The organism is Janthinobacterium fluminis (assembly GCF_028595325.1).
In the GTDB taxonomy this organism is placed as follows: Bacteria; Pseudomonadota; Gammaproteobacteria; order Burkholderiales; family Burkholderiaceae_D; genus Janthinobacterium; species Janthinobacterium fluminis.
In genome coordinates this window covers 24796-39836 of the sequence record NZ_JAQQXR010000013.1, presented here as the reverse complement: position 1 = coordinate 39836, position 15041 = coordinate 24796, and the positions used below count along the sequence as shown (strand labels likewise).

Genomic DNA, 15041 nt, shown 5'->3' with positions numbered 1-15041 from the left:
CGGGACGGGCTTAGCGGCCGCTGGCCGCGTAGGGCGACGCCTCGCCCTCCGGGCGGGTCTTGAAGCGCTTGTGGGTCCAGAAATACTCGGCCGGGTGCTCGCGCGCGCGCGCCTCGATGAAGGCGTTCATGCGCGCCGTCGCCGCCGTGATGTCCGGCCCCGGATAATTTTCCCAGGCCGGGTAGTAGCGCACGCTCCAGCCGCGGTAGCCGGGCAGGAAGGTCGAGATGACGGGCAGCACCTGGGCGCCGGTGGCGGCGGCGATGCGCGCCGTCGCCGTCAGCGTCGCGGCCGGCACGCCGAAGAAGGGCACGAACTCGGCATCCTTGGCGCCGAAATCCATGTCCGGCAGCATGAAGTAGGGCAAGCCCTCGCGCAGCGCGCGCAGGATGGGCTTGATGCCGTCCTGGCGCGTGAACAGGCGCACGGGGCGGAAGCGCGAGCGGCCGGCCCGCAAGACCTTGTCGAAGAAGGCGTTTTTCTGCTGCACATACATCGACGAGGCGCTGATTTCCATGGCCGTCGCGACGCCGGCGACGTCGAGGCAGACGAAGTGCGGGCACAGCAGGATGGTCGGCCCGGTGGCGATCTGTGCGGCGGGGAAGCCCGGCTCGACGCGGATCAGGCGGCGCAGCCGCGCCTGCGGTGCCCACCACAGGATGCCGCGCTCCCACACGCTGCGCGAATACGCCTGGAAATGGCGGCGCGCCAGCGCCACCCGCTCTTGCTCGGACAATTCCGGCATGCACAGGCGCAAATTCGTCAAGGTGATGGCGCGGCGCTTGCCCAGAAGGTTAAACAGCAGGCTGCCGACGGCGTCGCCGAAACGCCCCAGCACGGGCAGGGGCAACCAGTGCAGCAGCCACATGAAGGCGATCAGGGCCCTCACGCCTGCTCTCCTTGCGGCGCGGCGGGCGCCTGGGCGCCGGGCGGCACCTTGTAGCGGTTATAGCTCCAGAAATACTGGGCCGGGCTGCGCGCGATCAGGCGCTCCATGGCCGTGTTGATGACCTGGGCTTGCTGGGCCGGCGTGCCGTCCAGGCTGTCCTCAAGGGCGACGAAATGCACCTTGTAGCCGCGCCCGCGCGGCAGGCGCTCGGCGTAGGTGAGGATCACTTGCGCCTCGCCCATCTGCGCCAGCTTGGCCGGCAAGGTCATCGTGTAGGCGCTGCGGCCGAAGAACTCGGCCCACACGCCTTCGCCCTCCTGCGGCACCTGGTCGGGCAGCAGGCCGATGGGCTGGCCCTTGCGCAGGCATTTGGCGAGGATGCGCACGCCCGACATATTCGCCGGCGCCAGCATCAGGTTCTGGCGCGCGCGGGCGCCCTCGATCAGCGGCTTCAGCGCCGCCTTGCGCGGCGGCCGGTACATCACCGTCAGCGGCGTGCGCAGCGCGATCTGCTGGGCGACGATTTCAAAGCAACCCAGGTGTGGCGTGAGGAACACAATGCCGCGGCCGCTGTCGAGCGTGCGCTGGACCAGCTCCCAGTTCTCTTCGCTGGCGTGGCGGGCGACGCGTTCGGGCGCGGCGCACCAGATGAAGGGCAGCTCGACGATGCTCTTGCCCGATTCGGCGACGGCGGCGCGCAACTGCGGCGAAAAACCGGCCCGCGCCATGTTCTCGCGCATGCGCCGGCGGTAGGACGGCGACGCCAGGTAGACGAGCCAGCCGAGGGCGGCGCCGAGGCCGTGCAGCAGCGGCAGCGGAAACCTTGATAAAAAGCGAAAGAGAGGTACGAGCATAGGTAATGGATTTCAACAAAAAGGCGGGGTTGCTTGGCCAAAATTTTTTAAGAAGCGTAAAATACCACGACAGAAGTCGTATCCGCTGAGTTAACAGACAACTTGCGAAGCGGAATATAAATATCGCTAAAGCGTCGCAGGCACCTTTACTGCGACAGATCATTCAAACAGTAACAGGAGCTTGCCATGTCAAACGACTACCTTTTTACGTCCGAGTCCGTCTCCGAAGGCCATCCAGACAAAGTGGCCGACCAGATTTCCGACGCCATCCTTGACGCCATCCTGGCGCAAGACCCGAGCGCCCGCGTCGCCGCGGAAACGCTGTGCAACACGGGCCTGGTGGTGCTGGCCGGTGAAATCACCACCCACGCCAATGTGGATTATATTCAAGTTGCGCGCGAAACCATCAAACGCATCGGTTACGACAACACGGAATTCGGCATCGACTACCGCGGCTGCGCCGTCATGGTGTGCTACGACAAGCAGTCGCCCGACATCGCCCAGGGCGTCGACGAAGGGGCCGGCATCGACCTCGACCAGGGCGCCGGCGACCAGGGCCTGATGTTCGGCTACGCCTGCGACGAAACGGCCGAGCTGATGCCGGCGGCGATCCACTACGCCCACCGTCTCGTCGAGCGCCAGTCGCAGCTGCGCAAGGACGGCCGCCTGCCGTGGCTGCGTCCGGACGCCAAATCCCAGGTCACGCTGCGCTACGTCGACGGCCGCCCGGTCGGCGTCGACACCGTCGTGCTGTCGACCCAGCACTCGCCGGAAATCTCGCACAAGCATATCGAAGAAGCCGTCATCGAAGACATCATCAAGCAAGTGCTGCCGCGCGAATGGCTGGTCAACACCCGCTACCTGGTGAACCCGACGGGGCGCTTCGTCATCGGCGGCCCGCAGGGCGACTGCGGCCTGACCGGGCGCAAAATCATCGTCGACACCTACGGCGGCGCCAGCCCGCACGGCGGCGGCGCGTTCTCCGGCAAAGACCCGTCGAAAGTGGACCGCTCGGCCGCCTACGCGGCGCGCTACGTGGCGAAAAACATCGTCGCGGCCGGCCTGGCGCGGCAATGCCAGATTCAGATCAGCTACGCCATCGGCGTGGCCAAGCCGATCAACATCACCGTCTACACGGAAGGCACGGGCGTCATCCCGGACGAGCAAATCGCCGCCCTGGTGCACCAGCACTTCGACCTGCGCCCGAAAGGCATCGTCCAAATGCTGGACCTGCTGCGCCCGATCTACCAAAAGAGCGCCGCCTACGGCCACTTCGGCCGCGAAGAGCCGGAATTCACGTGGGAGCGCACCGACAAGGTGGCGCTGCTGCGCGAGGCGGCCGGCCTGCGCTAAGCCCCAAAAGCGCCCGCGGGCGCTTTTTTGTTGCTTCACCCCCTGGGGTCAGGTCTAGACATGGCGGTTTTTCGCGGAAAACCGCCATGTCTAGACCTGACCCCAAAGTGGTTTTGGAGCAAGAGTTGCATTTTGGGGTGGCGCCGGCCGCGCGCCGATGCTAAGATGGAAGGCCCGAGGAGCGTTGCGACGAATTCATTTTCGCCAGGCTCGGGATTCTTCCGCAACCGCGCTCACGTTACTTTTTTCTAACTGAAAGGAGGGCGTGATGAACGCCGTACTCAAAGACCAGCAGGATTACTTCGTCGCCGACATTAGCTTGGCGCCTTGGGGTGATAAAGAAATCAAAATTGCAGAAACGGAAATGCCGGGCCTGATGGCGATCCGCGAGGAGTTCGCCGCGGCCCAGCCGCTGAAGGGCGCGCGCATCACCGGTTCCATCCATATGACGATACAGACGGCCGTGCTGATCCAGACGCTGGAGGCGCTCGGCGCCCAGGTGCGTTGGGCTTCGTGCAATATCTATTCGACCCAGGACCACGCCGCCGCCGCCATCGCCGCCGCCGGCACCCCCGTGTTCGCGTTCAAGGGCGAGTCGCTCGACGATTACTGGGAATTCACGCACCGCATCTTCGAGTGGCCGGACGCCGCCGGCGCGCCCGTGTATTCGAATATGATCCTCGACGACGGCGGCGACGCCACGCTGTTGCTGCATCTGGGCGTGCGCGCCCAGAGCGATCTGTCGGTGCTGGCCGCGCCCGGCTCGGAAGAGGAAGTCTGCCTGTTCAATTCGATCAAGAAGCGCCTGGCCATCGACCCGAGCTGGTATTCGAAGCGCTTGCCGGAAATCCTCGGCGTCACCGAGGAAACCACCACCGGCGTGCACCGCCTGTACCAGATGCACAAGGAGGGCAAGCTGGCCTTCCCGGCCATTAACGTCAACGATTCCGTGACGAAGTCGAAGTTCGACAATCTGTACGGCTGCCGCGAGTCGCTGGTCGACGGCATCAAGCGCGCCACCGACGTGATGATCGCCGGCAAGGTCGCCGTCATCGCCGGCTACGGCGACGTCGGCAAGGGCTCGGCCCAGGCCATGCGCGCGCTGTCGGCCCAGGTCTGGGTCACGGAAGTCGACCCGATCTGCGCGCTGCAGGCGGCGATGGAGGGTTACCGCGTCGTGACGATGGATTACGCCTGCGAGCACGGCGACATTTTCGTCACCTGCACCGGCAATTACCATATCCTCACGCACGAGCACCTGACGCGCATGAAGGACCAGGCCATCGTCTGCAACATCGGCCATTTCGACAATGAAATCGACGTCGCCTCGCTCAAGCAATACCAGTGGGAAAACATCAAGCCCCAGGTCGACCATGTGATCTTCCCTTCGGGCCGCCGCATCATCCTGCTGGCCGAAGGCCGCCTCGTCAACCTCGGCTGCGGCACCGGCCATCCGTCCTACGTGATGAGCTCCTCGTTCGCCAACCAGACCATCGCCCAGATCGAGCTGTTCGCCAACACGGCCAACTACCCGGTCGGCGTGTACACGCTGCCCAAGCATCTGGATGAGAAGGTGGCGCGCCTGCAGTTGAAGAAACTCAACGCGCAATTGACGGTGCTGACGGACGTGCAGGCCGCCTACATCGGCGTGCAGCCGCAGGGTCCGTACAAACCGGAGCATTACCGCTACTAAGGCGCCCGCCGGCGCTTCGGGCAATATACGGTAACTCCAGGGCCGGCGCTTGCCGCCGGCCTTTTTCTATCTGACAGGCATACTGATATGCGATTGATACTGACCTGGTTTATCAATGCGGCGGCGCTGTTCGCCGTGCCCTACCTGATGCATTCCGTGAGCGTCAGCAATGTCGCCGCGGCGCTCGTCTCGGCCTTGCTGCTGGGCCTGGTGAACACCTTGATCCGCCCCCTGCTGATCCTGCTGACGCTGCCCGTGACGGTGTTGTCGCTGGGCCTGTTCATCTTCATCGTCAACGGCTTCATGTTCTGGCTCGTGGCGCAACTGGTCGACGGCTTCCATGTCGCCAGTTTCTGGGCTGCCATCGGCGGCGCCCTGCTGTACAGCATCATCTCCTGGGCCTTGTCGACCTTACTTTTGAAAAATTCCGATGCCAACACCTAATTTCAGTATCGAGTTCTTTCCGCCGAAGACGGTGGAGGGGGCGGAAAAGCTGCGCGCGACGCGGCAGAAGCTGTCCGAGCTGCATCCGAAGTATTTTTCGGTGACCTTCGGCGCCGGCGGCAGCACGCAAAACGGCACCCTGAACACCGTGCTGGAGATCATGGCGGCCGGCGAGGACGCCGCGCCCCACCTGTCCTGCGTCGGCGGCACGCGCGAGTCGATCCGCGCCATCCTCAACGAGTACAAGGGCCACGGCATCAAGCGCCTGGTGGCCTTGCGCGGCGACTTGCCGAGCGGTTACGGCGCCTCCGGCGAGTTCCGCTACGCCAGCGAGCTGGTCGAGTTCATCCGCGCCGAGACGGGCGACTGCTTCCACATCGAGGTGGCCGCCTATCCCGAGGTGCATCCGCAAGCCCGTTCGCCGCAGGACGATTTGCAGAATTTCGCGCGCAAGGTGCGGGCCGGCGCGAACGCCGCGATCACCCAGTACTTCTACAACGCGGACGCGTATTTCCAGTTCGTCGAGCAAACCCGCAAGCTGGGCCTGGACGTGCCCATCGTCGCGGGCATCATGCCGATCACCAACTACACGCAATTGATGCGCTTCTCCGACATGTGCGGCGCGGAAATTCCGCGCTGGGTGCGCCTGAAGCTGGCCAGCTTCGGCGACGACAGCGCGTCGATCAAGGCCTTCGGCCTGGACGTGGTGACGCAGTTGTGCGAGCGCCTGCTGGCCGGCGGCGCGCCTGGCCTGCATTTCTACAGCATGAACCAGGCCCAGGCGACCACCGCCCTGTGGCAGCGCCTGGTCTGAGCGCGCCCTGCCGCGGCGGCGCCGGCGCTATAAGATGCCGTTTTCCGTGATGATGGCGTCGAGCGCGATGTCGTGCGCGTCGCCGGCGAAGTCCGCCGCCAGGCAGGCGTAGGCGATGCCGGCCGTGGCCGGGCGCGGCGCCTGCGCCAGCGTGCGGTCGTAGTAGCCGCCGCCGTAGCCGAGGCGCAGGCGGCCGCCGTTGTAGCCGAGGCAGGGCAGCAGGATGGCCGGCGGGCAGGCTTGCAGGCGCAGCGCGGCCGGCACGGCCACGCCCATGCCGTCCTTGCGCATCGCCTCGCCCGGGGTCCAGGCCGAGAACGCCAGCGGCGCCGCTTTTTCCAGCACCACCGGCAGCGCCAGGCGCACGCCGCGCGCCGCCAGCGCCGCGTAGGCCGGCCGCAGGTCGGGCTCGCCCCGCAGCGGCCAGTACACGCCCAGCGCGGCGATGTCCCGGGCCGCGCACCAGTCCAGCAGGCGCGCGCAGATGGCGCCGTCCCATTGGGCGCGCGCGTCATCGGCCAGGGCCCGGCGCGCGTTGAGCAGGCTGCTGCGTAAGTGCGCCTTCGGGTTTGTCGCGGGCGCTGGTGGCGCGCCCGGATCGCGTGGTATTCTAGGCTTGCTGTTCATGTCATGTTTCAAATTTGAATTGAGAGTCGTAATTGAGTTCCCCATCGAAATGGTTTGCCCGCGCGATTGTTGTTGCAGCTTGCGTCCTGCCAACCCAGGCTTTCGCCGCCGGCGCCGACGCGCGCGCCGATGACGACGCTTTCCTGCTGCTGCGCGACGCCGCCCGGCAGGACGACACGGCCAAGGCCGATTTTTATGCCGAGCGGCTGGGCGCCTATTCGGTCGCCTCGTATGTCGACTATTATCGGCTCAAACCGCGCCTCAAGGAACTCGGCGTCGAGCAATTCCGCGATTTCCTCAGCCGCTACGAGGGCAGCGCCATCGCCGACCGCCTGCGCAACGACTGGCTGCTGGAACTGGGCCGCAAGCGCGACTGGCTCAATTTCGACGCCGAATATCCGCGCTTCGCCCTCAATGACGACACCCAGGTCAAGTGCTATGCGCTGCTGTCGCGCGCGCTCAAGGGCCAGAAGGTGGCGGCCGAGGCGCGCGCGCTGCTGGTGTCGCCGCCCGGCTACGGCGAGGCGTGCGGCAGCCTGATCGCGGCGCTGGCGCAAAACGGCCAGTTCGGCGGCGACGACCTGTGGGCGCAGCTGCGCCTGGCCGGCGAGATGAACGCGACGGGGCCGGCGCGCCGCACCATGCTGTTGCTGGGCGGCGCGGACACGGCCATCGCGCGCGCCATCGACACGCCGGCGCTGGCGCTGGCCAAGGGCGTCGGCAGCGGCCGCGCCGAGCATGAAACCTATCTGGTGGCGCTGGGCCGCATGGCCAGAAGCAGCGTCAAGCTGGCCGTGCTGGCCTTGCACAAGGCCGAGCCGAAGCTGACGGAGCAGGAGCGCGCCATCGGCTGGGCGAATATCGCGCTGCAGTCCTCGTATTCGCTGGCGCCGGAAACGGGCGACTACTGGCGCCAGTCGAACGGCGCGCCGCTGTCGCTCGACCAGATGCAGTGGAAGACCCGCATCGCGCTGCGCGACGAGCAGTGGGGCCAGGTCAAGGCGGGCATCCGGGCGATGCCGCCGGCGCTGCGCCAGGATCCGGCCTGGAGCTACTGGCTGGGTCGCGCCCTGAAGGCGGAGGCGCCGGGCCAGGTCAGCACCGAGGCGGCGCAGCTGTTCCGTGGCATCGCCGATCAGAGCAATTTCTATGGCTTGCTGGCGCAGGAGGAGCTGGGGCGGCAGATCACGATCCCGCTGACCGGCCCGGCCATCACGGCGCAGGAAGTCGCGGCCGTCGCCGCCAACCCCGGTTTCCAGCGGGCGCTGAAGTTCTTCGCGATGCGCCTGCGCTTCGAGGGCACGCGCGAGTGGAACTGGGAGCTGCGCAAGATGAGCGAGCGCGAGCATCTGGCCGCGGCCGAATTCGCGCGCCAGAACAATATCCTCGACCGCATGGTCAACACCTCGGACCGTACCCGCGTCGAGGTCGACTACACCCAGCGCTACCCGTCGCCGCACCACGACATCATGCATCCGGCGACGCAGACGCTGGGCCTGGACAAGGCTTGGGTGTACGGCCTGATACGCCAGGAATCGCGCTTCATCATGGACGCGCAGTCGCATGTCGGCGCCTCCGGCCTGATGCAGGTGATGCCGTCGACGGGGCGCTGGGTGGCGAAGAAGATCGGCCTGACGGATTTCGTCCAGGAGATGCTCAGCGACGTGCGCACGAATATTTTGTTGGGCACCAATTACATGAACATGGTCATCGGCGGCCTGGACGGCTCGCAGGTGCTGGCCTCGGCCGCCTACAACGCCGGCCCGGGCCGGCTGCGCAGCTGGCGCGCCACCTTGCCGCGGACGCTGGAGGGGGCGATCTTCGCCGAAACCATCCCGTTCACGGAGACGCGCACCTATGTCAAGAACGTCATGGCGAACGCGACCTACTACGCGGCCCTGTTCGAGAACAAGCCGCAGTCGCTGAAGGCGCGCCTGGGCACGGTGGGACCGAAGGGCAGCGCGGCAGCGGCCGAATTGCCGTAAGCGCGGCGCGCGGCGCCGCCGGACAAGGGAGGATGAGATGCGGATACCCGAAATGGCGTTGCAGATACAGACCGTGCTGGTGCTGGGCGGTTCCGGCTTCGTCGGCCGCCACCTGGTGGCGCGGCTGGCGGCGGCCGGCGCCCGCGTCATCGTGCCGACCCGGCGCTTCGAGCGCGCCAAGCACCTGATATCCCTGCCGCGCGTCGAGGTCGTCGAGGCCGACCCGAACCGCGACGCCGACCTGCGGCGGCTGATGGCCGGCCAGCGGCTCGACGCCGTCGTCAACCTGGTGGGCCGCCTGCACTCGGACACTGGCGCGCCATACGGGCGCGCCTTCGCCCGGGCCCACGTGGAACTGCCGCGCCGCGTCGTCGCCGCCTGCGCCGCCCACGGCGTGCCGCGCTACCTGCACATGAGCGCGCTGGGCGCCGCGGCCGGCGCGCCGTCGATGTATCTGCGCTCGAAGGCCGACGGCGAACTGGCGGCCGCCGCCAACCCGGCCGTCGCCGCGACGATCTTCCGGCCCTCGGTGGTGTTCGGCCCGGAAGACCACTTCCTCAACCTGTTCGCGCGCCTGCAGCGCTATCTGCCGCTGCTGCCGCTGGCCGGCGCCGGTTCGCGCTACCAGCCGGTGTATGTGGGCGACGTCGCGCAAGCTTTCGTCAACGCGCTGGCGCGCCCGCGCAGCCGCCACCAGGTGTACGAGCTGGGCGGCCCGCGCGTCTACACGCTGCGCGAGCTGGCCGCGCTGGCCGGCGACTATGCCGGCCACCCGCGCCCCATCATCGCCCTGCCGGCGGCGCTGGGGCGCCTGCAGGCGCGCCTGCTCGAATGCCTGCCCGGCGAGCCGCTGATGAGCCGCGACAACCTCGACTCCATGCGCACCGACAATGTCGTCGACGCCGCCGCGCAGGCGCGCACGGCCGCCGAACTGGACATCGTCCCCGTCGCGCTGGAGGCGCAGGCGCGCCACTACCTCGGCGCGGCGCCGCCGGGCTTCGACGATTTCCGCAGCCGCGCCGGACGCTAGCGCACCCTTCACCCTCCACCCACCAAGGACAGCAGAACATGCAAACCACCGAACTCGATCCCTCCTTGTCGCAAACCCTCGCCAGCGCCCGCCAGCCGGGCCTGACCCTCGTCATCGGCAACAAGAACTATTCGTCGTGGTCGATGCGGCCGTGGGTGGCGATGACGGCGTTCGGCATTCCCTTCCAGGAGGTGCGCGTGCTGCTCGACCGCGACGACACGGCCGCGCAGATCGCCCGCTACTCGGGCGGCGGCCGCGTGCCGGTGCTGCTGGCCGGCGAGATGACGATTTGGGACAGCCTGGCCATCTGCGAATACCTGGCCGAGCAGTTCCCGGAAAAGCACCTGTGGCCGCAGGACGTGGCGGCGCGCGCGATGGCGCGCTCGGTCTGCGCCGAAATGCACTCGGGCTTCGGCGGCCTGCGCAGCGCCATGTCGATGAATCTGCGCGCCAGCCTGCCGGGGCGCGGGCGCACCGCCGCGGCCCAGGCCGACATCGGCCGCATCAGCGAAATCTGGGAAGAGTGCCTGTCGCGCTTCGGCCACCACCAGTTCCTGTTCGGCGACTTCTCGATCGCCGACGCCTACTTCGCCCCCGTCGTGACGCGCTTCCGCACCTACGGCGTGTCGCTGGCGCCGGCGCTGAACGCCTACTGCGAGCGGGTGCTGGCGCATCCGGCGGTGGCGCGCTGGATCGGCGAGGGCGTCGCCGAGCCGGAGCAGGCGCCGAAGCACGACGCCGAGATGCCCGATTGAGCGCGCCGGCAATGCGCATCTACATGGTCGGCGGCGCCGTGCGCGATGAGCTGCTCGGCTTGCCGGTCCAGGACCACGATTACGTCGTCGTCGGCGCCACGCCGGACGACATGCTGCGCCAGGGCTTCCGCCCGGTCGGCAAGGACTTCCCCGTCTTCCTGCACCCTGACACGCAGGAGGAGTACGCGCTGGCGCGCACCGAGCGCAAGAGCGCGCCCGGCTACCGCGGTTTCGTCTTCCACACGGCGCCCGACGTCACGTTGGAGCAGGACCTGGTGCGGCGCGACCTGACCATCAACGCCATCGCCAAGGCCGGCGACGGCACGCTGTCGGACCCCTTCGGCGGCGTCGCCGACCTGCGCAAGCGGGTGTTCCGCCACGTCTCCGACGCTTTCCTGGAGGACCCGGTGCGCATCCTGCGCCTGGCGCGCTTCGCGGCGCGCTTCGCCGACTTCACGGTGGCGCCGGAGACGCTGGCGCTGATGCGCCGCATGGTCGCCGCCGGCGAGGTCGACGCGCTGGTGCCCGAGCGCGTCTGGCAGGAGCTGGCGCGCGGCCTGATGGAGGCGCGGCCGTCGCGCATGCTGGCGCTGCTGCGCGAGTGCGGCGCGCTGGCGCGCATCATGCCCGAGCTGGACGCGCTGTGGGGCGTGCCGCAGCCGCCGCTGCACCATCCGGAAATCGACACCGGCGCGCACATGCTGCTGGTGCTCGACTACGCCGCCGAGCGCGGCTTCGACTTGCCGGTGCGCTTCGCCAGCCTGATGCACGACCTCGGCAAGGGGACGACGCCGCCGCAACTGTGGCCCAGCCACCACGGCCACGAGGGCGCCGGCGTGGCGCTGATCGAACAACTGTGCCGGCGCCTGAAGGTGCCCAACGACTGCCGCGAACTGGCCGTGATGACGGCGCGCGAGCACGGCAACGTCGGCCGCGCGCTGAGCCTGCGCGCCAACACCATCGTCACGCTGTTCGAGCGCTGCGACGGCTTGCGCAAGCCGGCCCGCTTCGCGCAGATGCTGCTGGCGGCCGAATGCGACTTCCGCGGCCGCGGCGGCGCCGCCGACGGCTTCCGCGACAAGCCGTTCCCGCAGGCGCCGCACCTGCTGGCGGCGCTGGCGGTGGCGCGCGGCGTCGACGCCGGCGAGGTGGCCAGGCGCCACGCGGAGCAGCCCGCCCACATCGCCGCGGCGGTGCACGCGGCGCGGGTGCAGGCCGTGCGCGCGTTAGAGGGATAATTCCAAACGGCAGAAATCGTTGGTATACAATGGTCGGGATGGTGCGCTGCACCAAGCCAGGAGCATAGCGTGACCCAAGCGAATCCCTTTATCCGCTGGATGGAAAGCTGGAAGCGGCGCGGCTTCGGCCCCGCCGTGCTCGTCAAAGAGTTGCACGAGCGCGACCGCCGGCGCATGCTGAAGCATTTCCTCGCGCTGGAGAAGAGTGACCGCTTACTCAGATTCGGCACCCAGTTGCCCGACGAGCTGGTCGAATCCTACGTCAACAAGATCGATTTTTCCCGCGACGTCGTCTATGGCGTCTACAACCGCGTCTTCAAGCTGATCGCCGTCGGCCACCTGGCCTTCGCGCCGAAGGAAAAATCGCCGGCCAAGCACGCCGCCACGACCAAGGAGCGGGTGGCCGAGTTCGGCGTGTCGGTGTTGCGCTCGACGCGCGGCATGGGCGTCGGCACGAAGATGTTCGAGCGCGCCGCCATCCACTGCCGCAACAACGACGTCGACACCATGTATATGCACTGCCTGTCGTCGAACCAGACGATGATGCACATCGCCAAAAAGGCGGGCATGGAAATCCAGCGCGACTACGGCGAGGCGGACGCCTACCTGAAGCTGCTGCCGCCGAATCCGGCCAGCGTGCTGCAGGAAGCCGTCGAGGAGCAGTTCGCCATGCTCGACTACACCTTCAAGGCCAACACGCGGGCCGCCGTCAAGTGGCTGGACCGCCTGCCGGGCCGCAAGCAGGACTAGTTCCCAGGGCCTAGCCGCATTCGACGCGGTTGCGCCCCAGTTTCTTGGCGTTGTAGAGGGCCGCGTCGGCGCTGCGGAACAGGCCGTCGAGCGTGGCGGGCGTGCCGCCCGCCGCCGTCACGCCGAAGCTGGCCGTGACGCGCAGGCTGGCGCCGTCCGGCAGGCGGATCGGCGCCGCCGCGATGGCCGCGCGCAGGCGCTCGGCGACGCCGCGCGCGCCGGCCAGGTCGCAATTGACGGGCATGACGATGAATTCCTCGCCGCCGTAGCGGGCCAGGATGTCGCCGTCGCACAGTTCCCGCCCGACCAGTTCGGCGATGCGGATCAGCACCAGGTCGCCGGCGTCGTGGCCGCATTCGTCGTTGACGGCCTTGAAGTAGTCGATGTCGAAGATGATCAGCGCCAGCGGCAGCCCGTGTTCCTGGCAGCGCCGCGCCATGGCCTTGCCGGCCGCCGTGAACGCGCGCCGGTTCAGCGTGCCCGTCAGGTAGTCGGTGTCCGCGCTCACGCGCAGCTGTTCGATCAGGTGCTGGCGCTCCAGCTCCAGCTGGCGTTTTTCCAGGTTGCTGGCGCGCAGGCGCAGCAGCGCGTGCTGCATGTCGCCGATTTCATCGCGGCGCTGCGAGACCCGCACCGGCGTGTCGAGGTCGCCGTTGGCGATGTCGACGACGGCCCGCGTGGCCCACAGCAGCGGCCGCACGACGCGGCGGCGCAGGATGTACAGCAGGCCGGCCAGCATCAGCAGCATCGCCGCGCCCAGGCAGGACGCCAGCAGCAGTTCGCGTTGGGCTTGCTCGCTGGCCTGGCGGGCGCCGTCGATGGACAGGGCCAGCAGGGCGTCGCGCACTTGCAGGATCGATTGCATCGCCGGCACGTAGCCGGCGGCGAACTGGGCGCTGTCCATGCCGTAGGGCCGCCCCGCCTTGCTGGCCGCGACGATGCCGCCGGCGAAGGCGAGGCCGTCGCCGAAATAGCGCGCTTCCATGGTTTGCAGCGCCACCGCGACGCGGGCGTCGGCGTTGGCCTCGTTGGGCGAGAGCGTCGTCAGCAGGCGCAATTGCTCGATGCGTCCGCGCAGCACGTTGATGTGGGCGGTGTCTTCCTCGCTGAGCGCCTGCTGCGCCGTCAGCGCGGCCGTGAAGTGCGAGCCGAGCCGGCCGGCGTACTCGCGCAGTTCGACGGCGATGCGGGCGCTCATCAGCGCGCCGGAAAATTGCGGATAGACGGCCTCGGCGCGCTGCGACAGCGCCGTCACGGCCTGCATGACGAGGGGGACGACGTCGAACATGTGCTGGACGGCGCCGCGGATCTGCGCCGGCGCGCGCGCCGCGCGCGGCTGGGCGGCGACGGCGTCGACGCCGCGGCGCGCCGCCGCCAGGGCCGCCCTGGCCTTGCCGACGGCGAGCAGCGCCGCGTCGGGCTGGCGCGGCGCGCCGGCCAGGGCCGCCTGCAGCGCCGCCAGCGTGGCGTCGCTGCCGAGCCTGGCATCGGCCAGCCTTTGCCGGGCGGCCGCGTCGGGCGCGTCGGCGCCCATCAGCGCGTTGGCCGGCCCGCGCTCCAGCGACACCTTTTCCGCCGCCAGCATCGCCTGGTGGGCCAGTTGCAGCGCCTGCAGCCCGGCCCGGGTGGCCTGGTAGTGGCGCCATTCGCCGGCCAGGATGCGCGCCAGCATCGAGCTGATCAGCAGGGCTAGCACGAGCGTGGCGAGGGCGAACAGTTTGCTCAGTTTCATGGCGGCCCGATGGTGTGAAGTTTGCATTGCCCGCCACGCCGCGCGCCCGGCGGCGCGGCGCGGCACAGCTGCAACACTACACTAACGGCAGCGCCGTCGTATCCTTGATGCGCTGCAGTGCGAAACTGGATTTCACGTCGAGCACGGCCGGGTGGCGCAGCAAGGTCGCCATCATGAAGCGGGAGAAATGTTCCATGTCCTCCACGTGCACCCGCAGCAGGTAATCCATCTCGCCCGTCATCGCATAGCAGGCCACCACCTCCGGCCACTGTTCGACGGAGACGGCGAAGTCGGCCCGCGGCGAGGTCACGGGCGTCAGCGCCAGCGCCCGGGCGTTGCTTTGCGCGCCGGCCTCGTTGTGCTTTTCCAGGCGCACGTTGACGTAGGCCAGCAGGCCCAGGCCGATCTTGTCCGGGTCCAGCAGCGCCACGTACTGGCGGATCACGCCGGCCTCTTCGAGCCGCTTGATGCGGCGCAGGCAGGGCGACGGCGACAGGCTGACCTGCTCGGCCACGTCCTGGTTCGACAGGCGGCCGTCGGCCTGCAGGATGGAGAGGATGCGGCGGTCGGTTTTATCCAGCGTAATCTTGGTCATCAATATCTCAAATAGGGCAATCTGCACGCAATATTATTGCTCAAATCGTACTGCGCTGGGAAGTCTTTGGCATTAAATGCCGCCCTGGCAGGACTATACTGTGCGCTTATTCCAGCATGATTACGCCGGCGCCCGCCTCTGGGCGCCGGACGCCGGCCCAGTCCGCAGCCCCTCCCAGAAAGGTGCGCGGGCTTGTGCTACCCTATAAAAGCAGTCATTTTTTCGCACCGCCGCGCCCACAAGGCCAGACGGTACGTGCGTGTACGGCCCACCCGGCTTGCG

The 15041-nt window shown here is 68.0% G+C and carries 14 protein-coding genes and 1 riboswitch; of the genes, 9 read left to right on the top strand and 5 right to left on the bottom strand.

The genetic code is table 11. From position 1 onward, the window contains the following. Positions 1-10: 10 nt before the first annotated feature. Positions 11-889, bottom strand: a complete 879-nt coding sequence (locus tag OIK44_RS22880) for an LpxL/LpxP family acyltransferase (RefSeq protein ID WP_273674222.1) — start codon at positions 887-889, stop codon at positions 11-13. Beyond that, positions 886-1743, bottom strand: coding sequence for a lysophospholipid acyltransferase family protein (locus tag OIK44_RS22875; protein ID WP_273674220.1), 858 nt, complete (start codon positions 1741-1743; stop codon positions 886-888). Before OIK44_RS22875 ends, OIK44_RS22880 begins: the two co-directional genes overlap by 4 nt. Before the next feature lie 186 nt (positions 1744-1929). On the opposite strand from OIK44_RS22875, the gene metK reads away from it, so the two are divergent. From metK to metF, 4 genes are all read left to right on the top strand, one after another. After that, positions 1930-3096, top strand: a complete 1167-nt coding sequence (gene metK, locus OIK44_RS22870) for a methionine adenosyltransferase (protein ID WP_273674219.1) — start codon at positions 1930-1932, stop codon at positions 3094-3096. Positions 3097-3266: 170 nt separating this feature from the next. After that, positions 3267-3338, top strand: a riboswitch (S-adenosyl-L-homocysteine riboswitch). A 26-nt stretch (positions 3339-3364) separates the two neighbouring features. Further along, on the top strand, positions 3365-4789 hold the full coding sequence (gene ahcY / locus OIK44_RS22865; protein ID WP_273674217.1) for an adenosylhomocysteinase: 1425 nt from the start codon (positions 3365-3367) through the stop codon (positions 4787-4789). A gap of 87 nt (positions 4790-4876) precedes the next feature. Then, the gene (locus tag OIK44_RS22860; protein ID WP_273674216.1) at positions 4877-5233 is read left to right on the top strand and encodes a phage holin family protein; all 357 of its coding nucleotides are present in this window, start codon (positions 4877-4879) and stop codon (positions 5231-5233) included. Then, on the top strand, positions 5220-6047 hold the full coding sequence (metF, locus tag OIK44_RS22855; RefSeq protein WP_273674214.1) for a methylenetetrahydrofolate reductase [NAD(P)H]: 828 nt from the start codon (positions 5220-5222) through the stop codon (positions 6045-6047). The genes OIK44_RS22860 and metF overlap by 14 nt, the downstream gene beginning before the upstream one ends. Positions 6048-6074: 27 nt before the next feature. Here metF and OIK44_RS22850 read toward each other — a convergent pair whose 3' ends face one another. Next, complete coding sequence (locus tag OIK44_RS22850) at positions 6075-6674, bottom strand: 5-formyltetrahydrofolate cyclo-ligase (RefSeq protein WP_273674213.1); 600 nt, start codon at positions 6672-6674, stop codon at positions 6075-6077. 32 nt (positions 6675-6706) lie between these two features. On the opposite strand from OIK44_RS22850, the gene OIK44_RS22845 reads away from it, so the two are divergent. The 5 genes from OIK44_RS22845 (at position 6707) to OIK44_RS22825 (ending at position 12432) form a co-directional block, all read left to right on the top strand. Beyond that, on the top strand, positions 6707-8659 hold the full coding sequence (locus tag OIK44_RS22845; RefSeq protein WP_273674212.1) for a lytic transglycosylase domain-containing protein: 1953 nt from the start codon (positions 6707-6709) through the stop codon (positions 8657-8659). A gap of 37 nt (positions 8660-8696) precedes the next feature. Continuing rightward, positions 8697-9689 (top strand): complex I NDUFA9 subunit family protein, encoded by a 993-nt coding sequence (locus OIK44_RS22840; protein WP_273674210.1) that lies wholly within the window; start codon positions 8697-8699, stop codon positions 9687-9689. A 38-nt stretch (positions 9690-9727) separates the two neighbouring features. Continuing rightward, entirely contained in the window at positions 9728-10444 is a 717-nt protein-coding gene (locus OIK44_RS22835; RefSeq protein WP_273674209.1) for a glutathione S-transferase family protein, read from the top strand. An 11-nt stretch (positions 10445-10455) separates the two neighbouring features. Next, positions 10456-11682: a multifunctional CCA addition/repair protein gene (locus OIK44_RS22830; protein WP_273674324.1), complete on the top strand. Its 1227-nt coding sequence runs from the start codon at positions 10456-10458 to the stop codon at positions 11680-11682. Between the two features lie 99 nt (positions 11683-11781). Further along, positions 11782-12432 carry a GNAT family N-acetyltransferase gene (locus OIK44_RS22825; protein WP_273674323.1) on the top strand — a complete coding sequence of 217 codons (651 nt, stop codon included), beginning with the start codon at positions 11782-11784 and terminating at the stop codon, positions 12430-12432. A gap of 10 nt (positions 12433-12442) precedes the next feature. Here OIK44_RS22825 and OIK44_RS22820 read toward each other — a convergent pair whose 3' ends face one another. Beyond that, positions 12443-14164: a GGDEF domain-containing protein gene (locus OIK44_RS22820; RefSeq protein ID WP_273674207.1), complete on the bottom strand. Its 1722-nt coding sequence runs from the start codon at positions 14162-14164 to the stop codon at positions 12443-12445. 76 nt (positions 14165-14240) lie between these two features. Beyond that, a complete protein-coding gene (locus OIK44_RS22815) occupies positions 14241-14759 on the bottom strand; it encodes an Lrp/AsnC family transcriptional regulator (protein ID WP_273674206.1) in 519 nt (172 codons plus the stop codon). Positions 14760-15041 lie beyond the last annotated feature (282 nt).

What these genes read in the sequence shown, in the direction of transcription:
- OIK44_RS22875 (WP_273674220.1), bottom strand. Translation starts at nt 1,743, where the DNA reads ATGCTCGTACCTCTCTTTCGCTTTTTATCAAGGTTTCCGCTGCCGCTG.
- metK (WP_273674219.1), top strand. Translation starts at nt 1,930, where the DNA reads ATGTCAAACGACTACCTTTTTACGTCCGAGTCCGTCTCCGAAGGCCAT.
- ahcY (WP_273674217.1), top strand. Translation starts at nt 3,365, where the DNA reads ATGAACGCCGTACTCAAAGACCAGCAGGATTACTTCGTCGCCGACATT.
- OIK44_RS22860 (WP_273674216.1), top strand. Translation starts at nt 4,877, where the DNA reads ATGCGATTGATACTGACCTGGTTTATCAATGCGGCGGCGCTGTTCGCC.
- metF (WP_273674214.1), top strand. Translation starts at nt 5,220, where the DNA reads ATGCCAACACCTAATTTCAGTATCGAGTTCTTTCCGCCGAAGACGGTG.
- OIK44_RS22850 (WP_273674213.1), bottom strand. Translation starts at nt 6,674, where the DNA reads ATGAACAGCAAGCCTAGAATACCACGCGATCCGGGCGCGCCACCAGCG.
- OIK44_RS22840 (WP_273674210.1), top strand. Translation starts at nt 8,697, where the DNA reads ATGCGGATACCCGAAATGGCGTTGCAGATACAGACCGTGCTGGTGCTG.
- OIK44_RS22835 (WP_273674209.1), top strand. Translation starts at nt 9,728, where the DNA reads ATGCAAACCACCGAACTCGATCCCTCCTTGTCGCAAACCCTCGCCAGC.
- OIK44_RS22830 (WP_273674324.1), top strand. Translation starts at nt 10,456, where the DNA reads ATGCGCATCTACATGGTCGGCGGCGCCGTGCGCGATGAGCTGCTCGGC.
- OIK44_RS22825 (WP_273674323.1), top strand. Translation starts at nt 11,782, where the DNA reads ATGGAAAGCTGGAAGCGGCGCGGCTTCGGCCCCGCCGTGCTCGTCAAA.
- OIK44_RS22820 (WP_273674207.1), bottom strand. Translation starts at nt 14,164, where the DNA reads ATGAAACTGAGCAAACTGTTCGCCCTCGCCACGCTCGTGCTAGCCCTG.
- OIK44_RS22815 (WP_273674206.1), bottom strand. Translation starts at nt 14,759, where the DNA reads ATGACCAAGATTACGCTGGATAAAACCGACCGCCGCATCCTCTCCATC.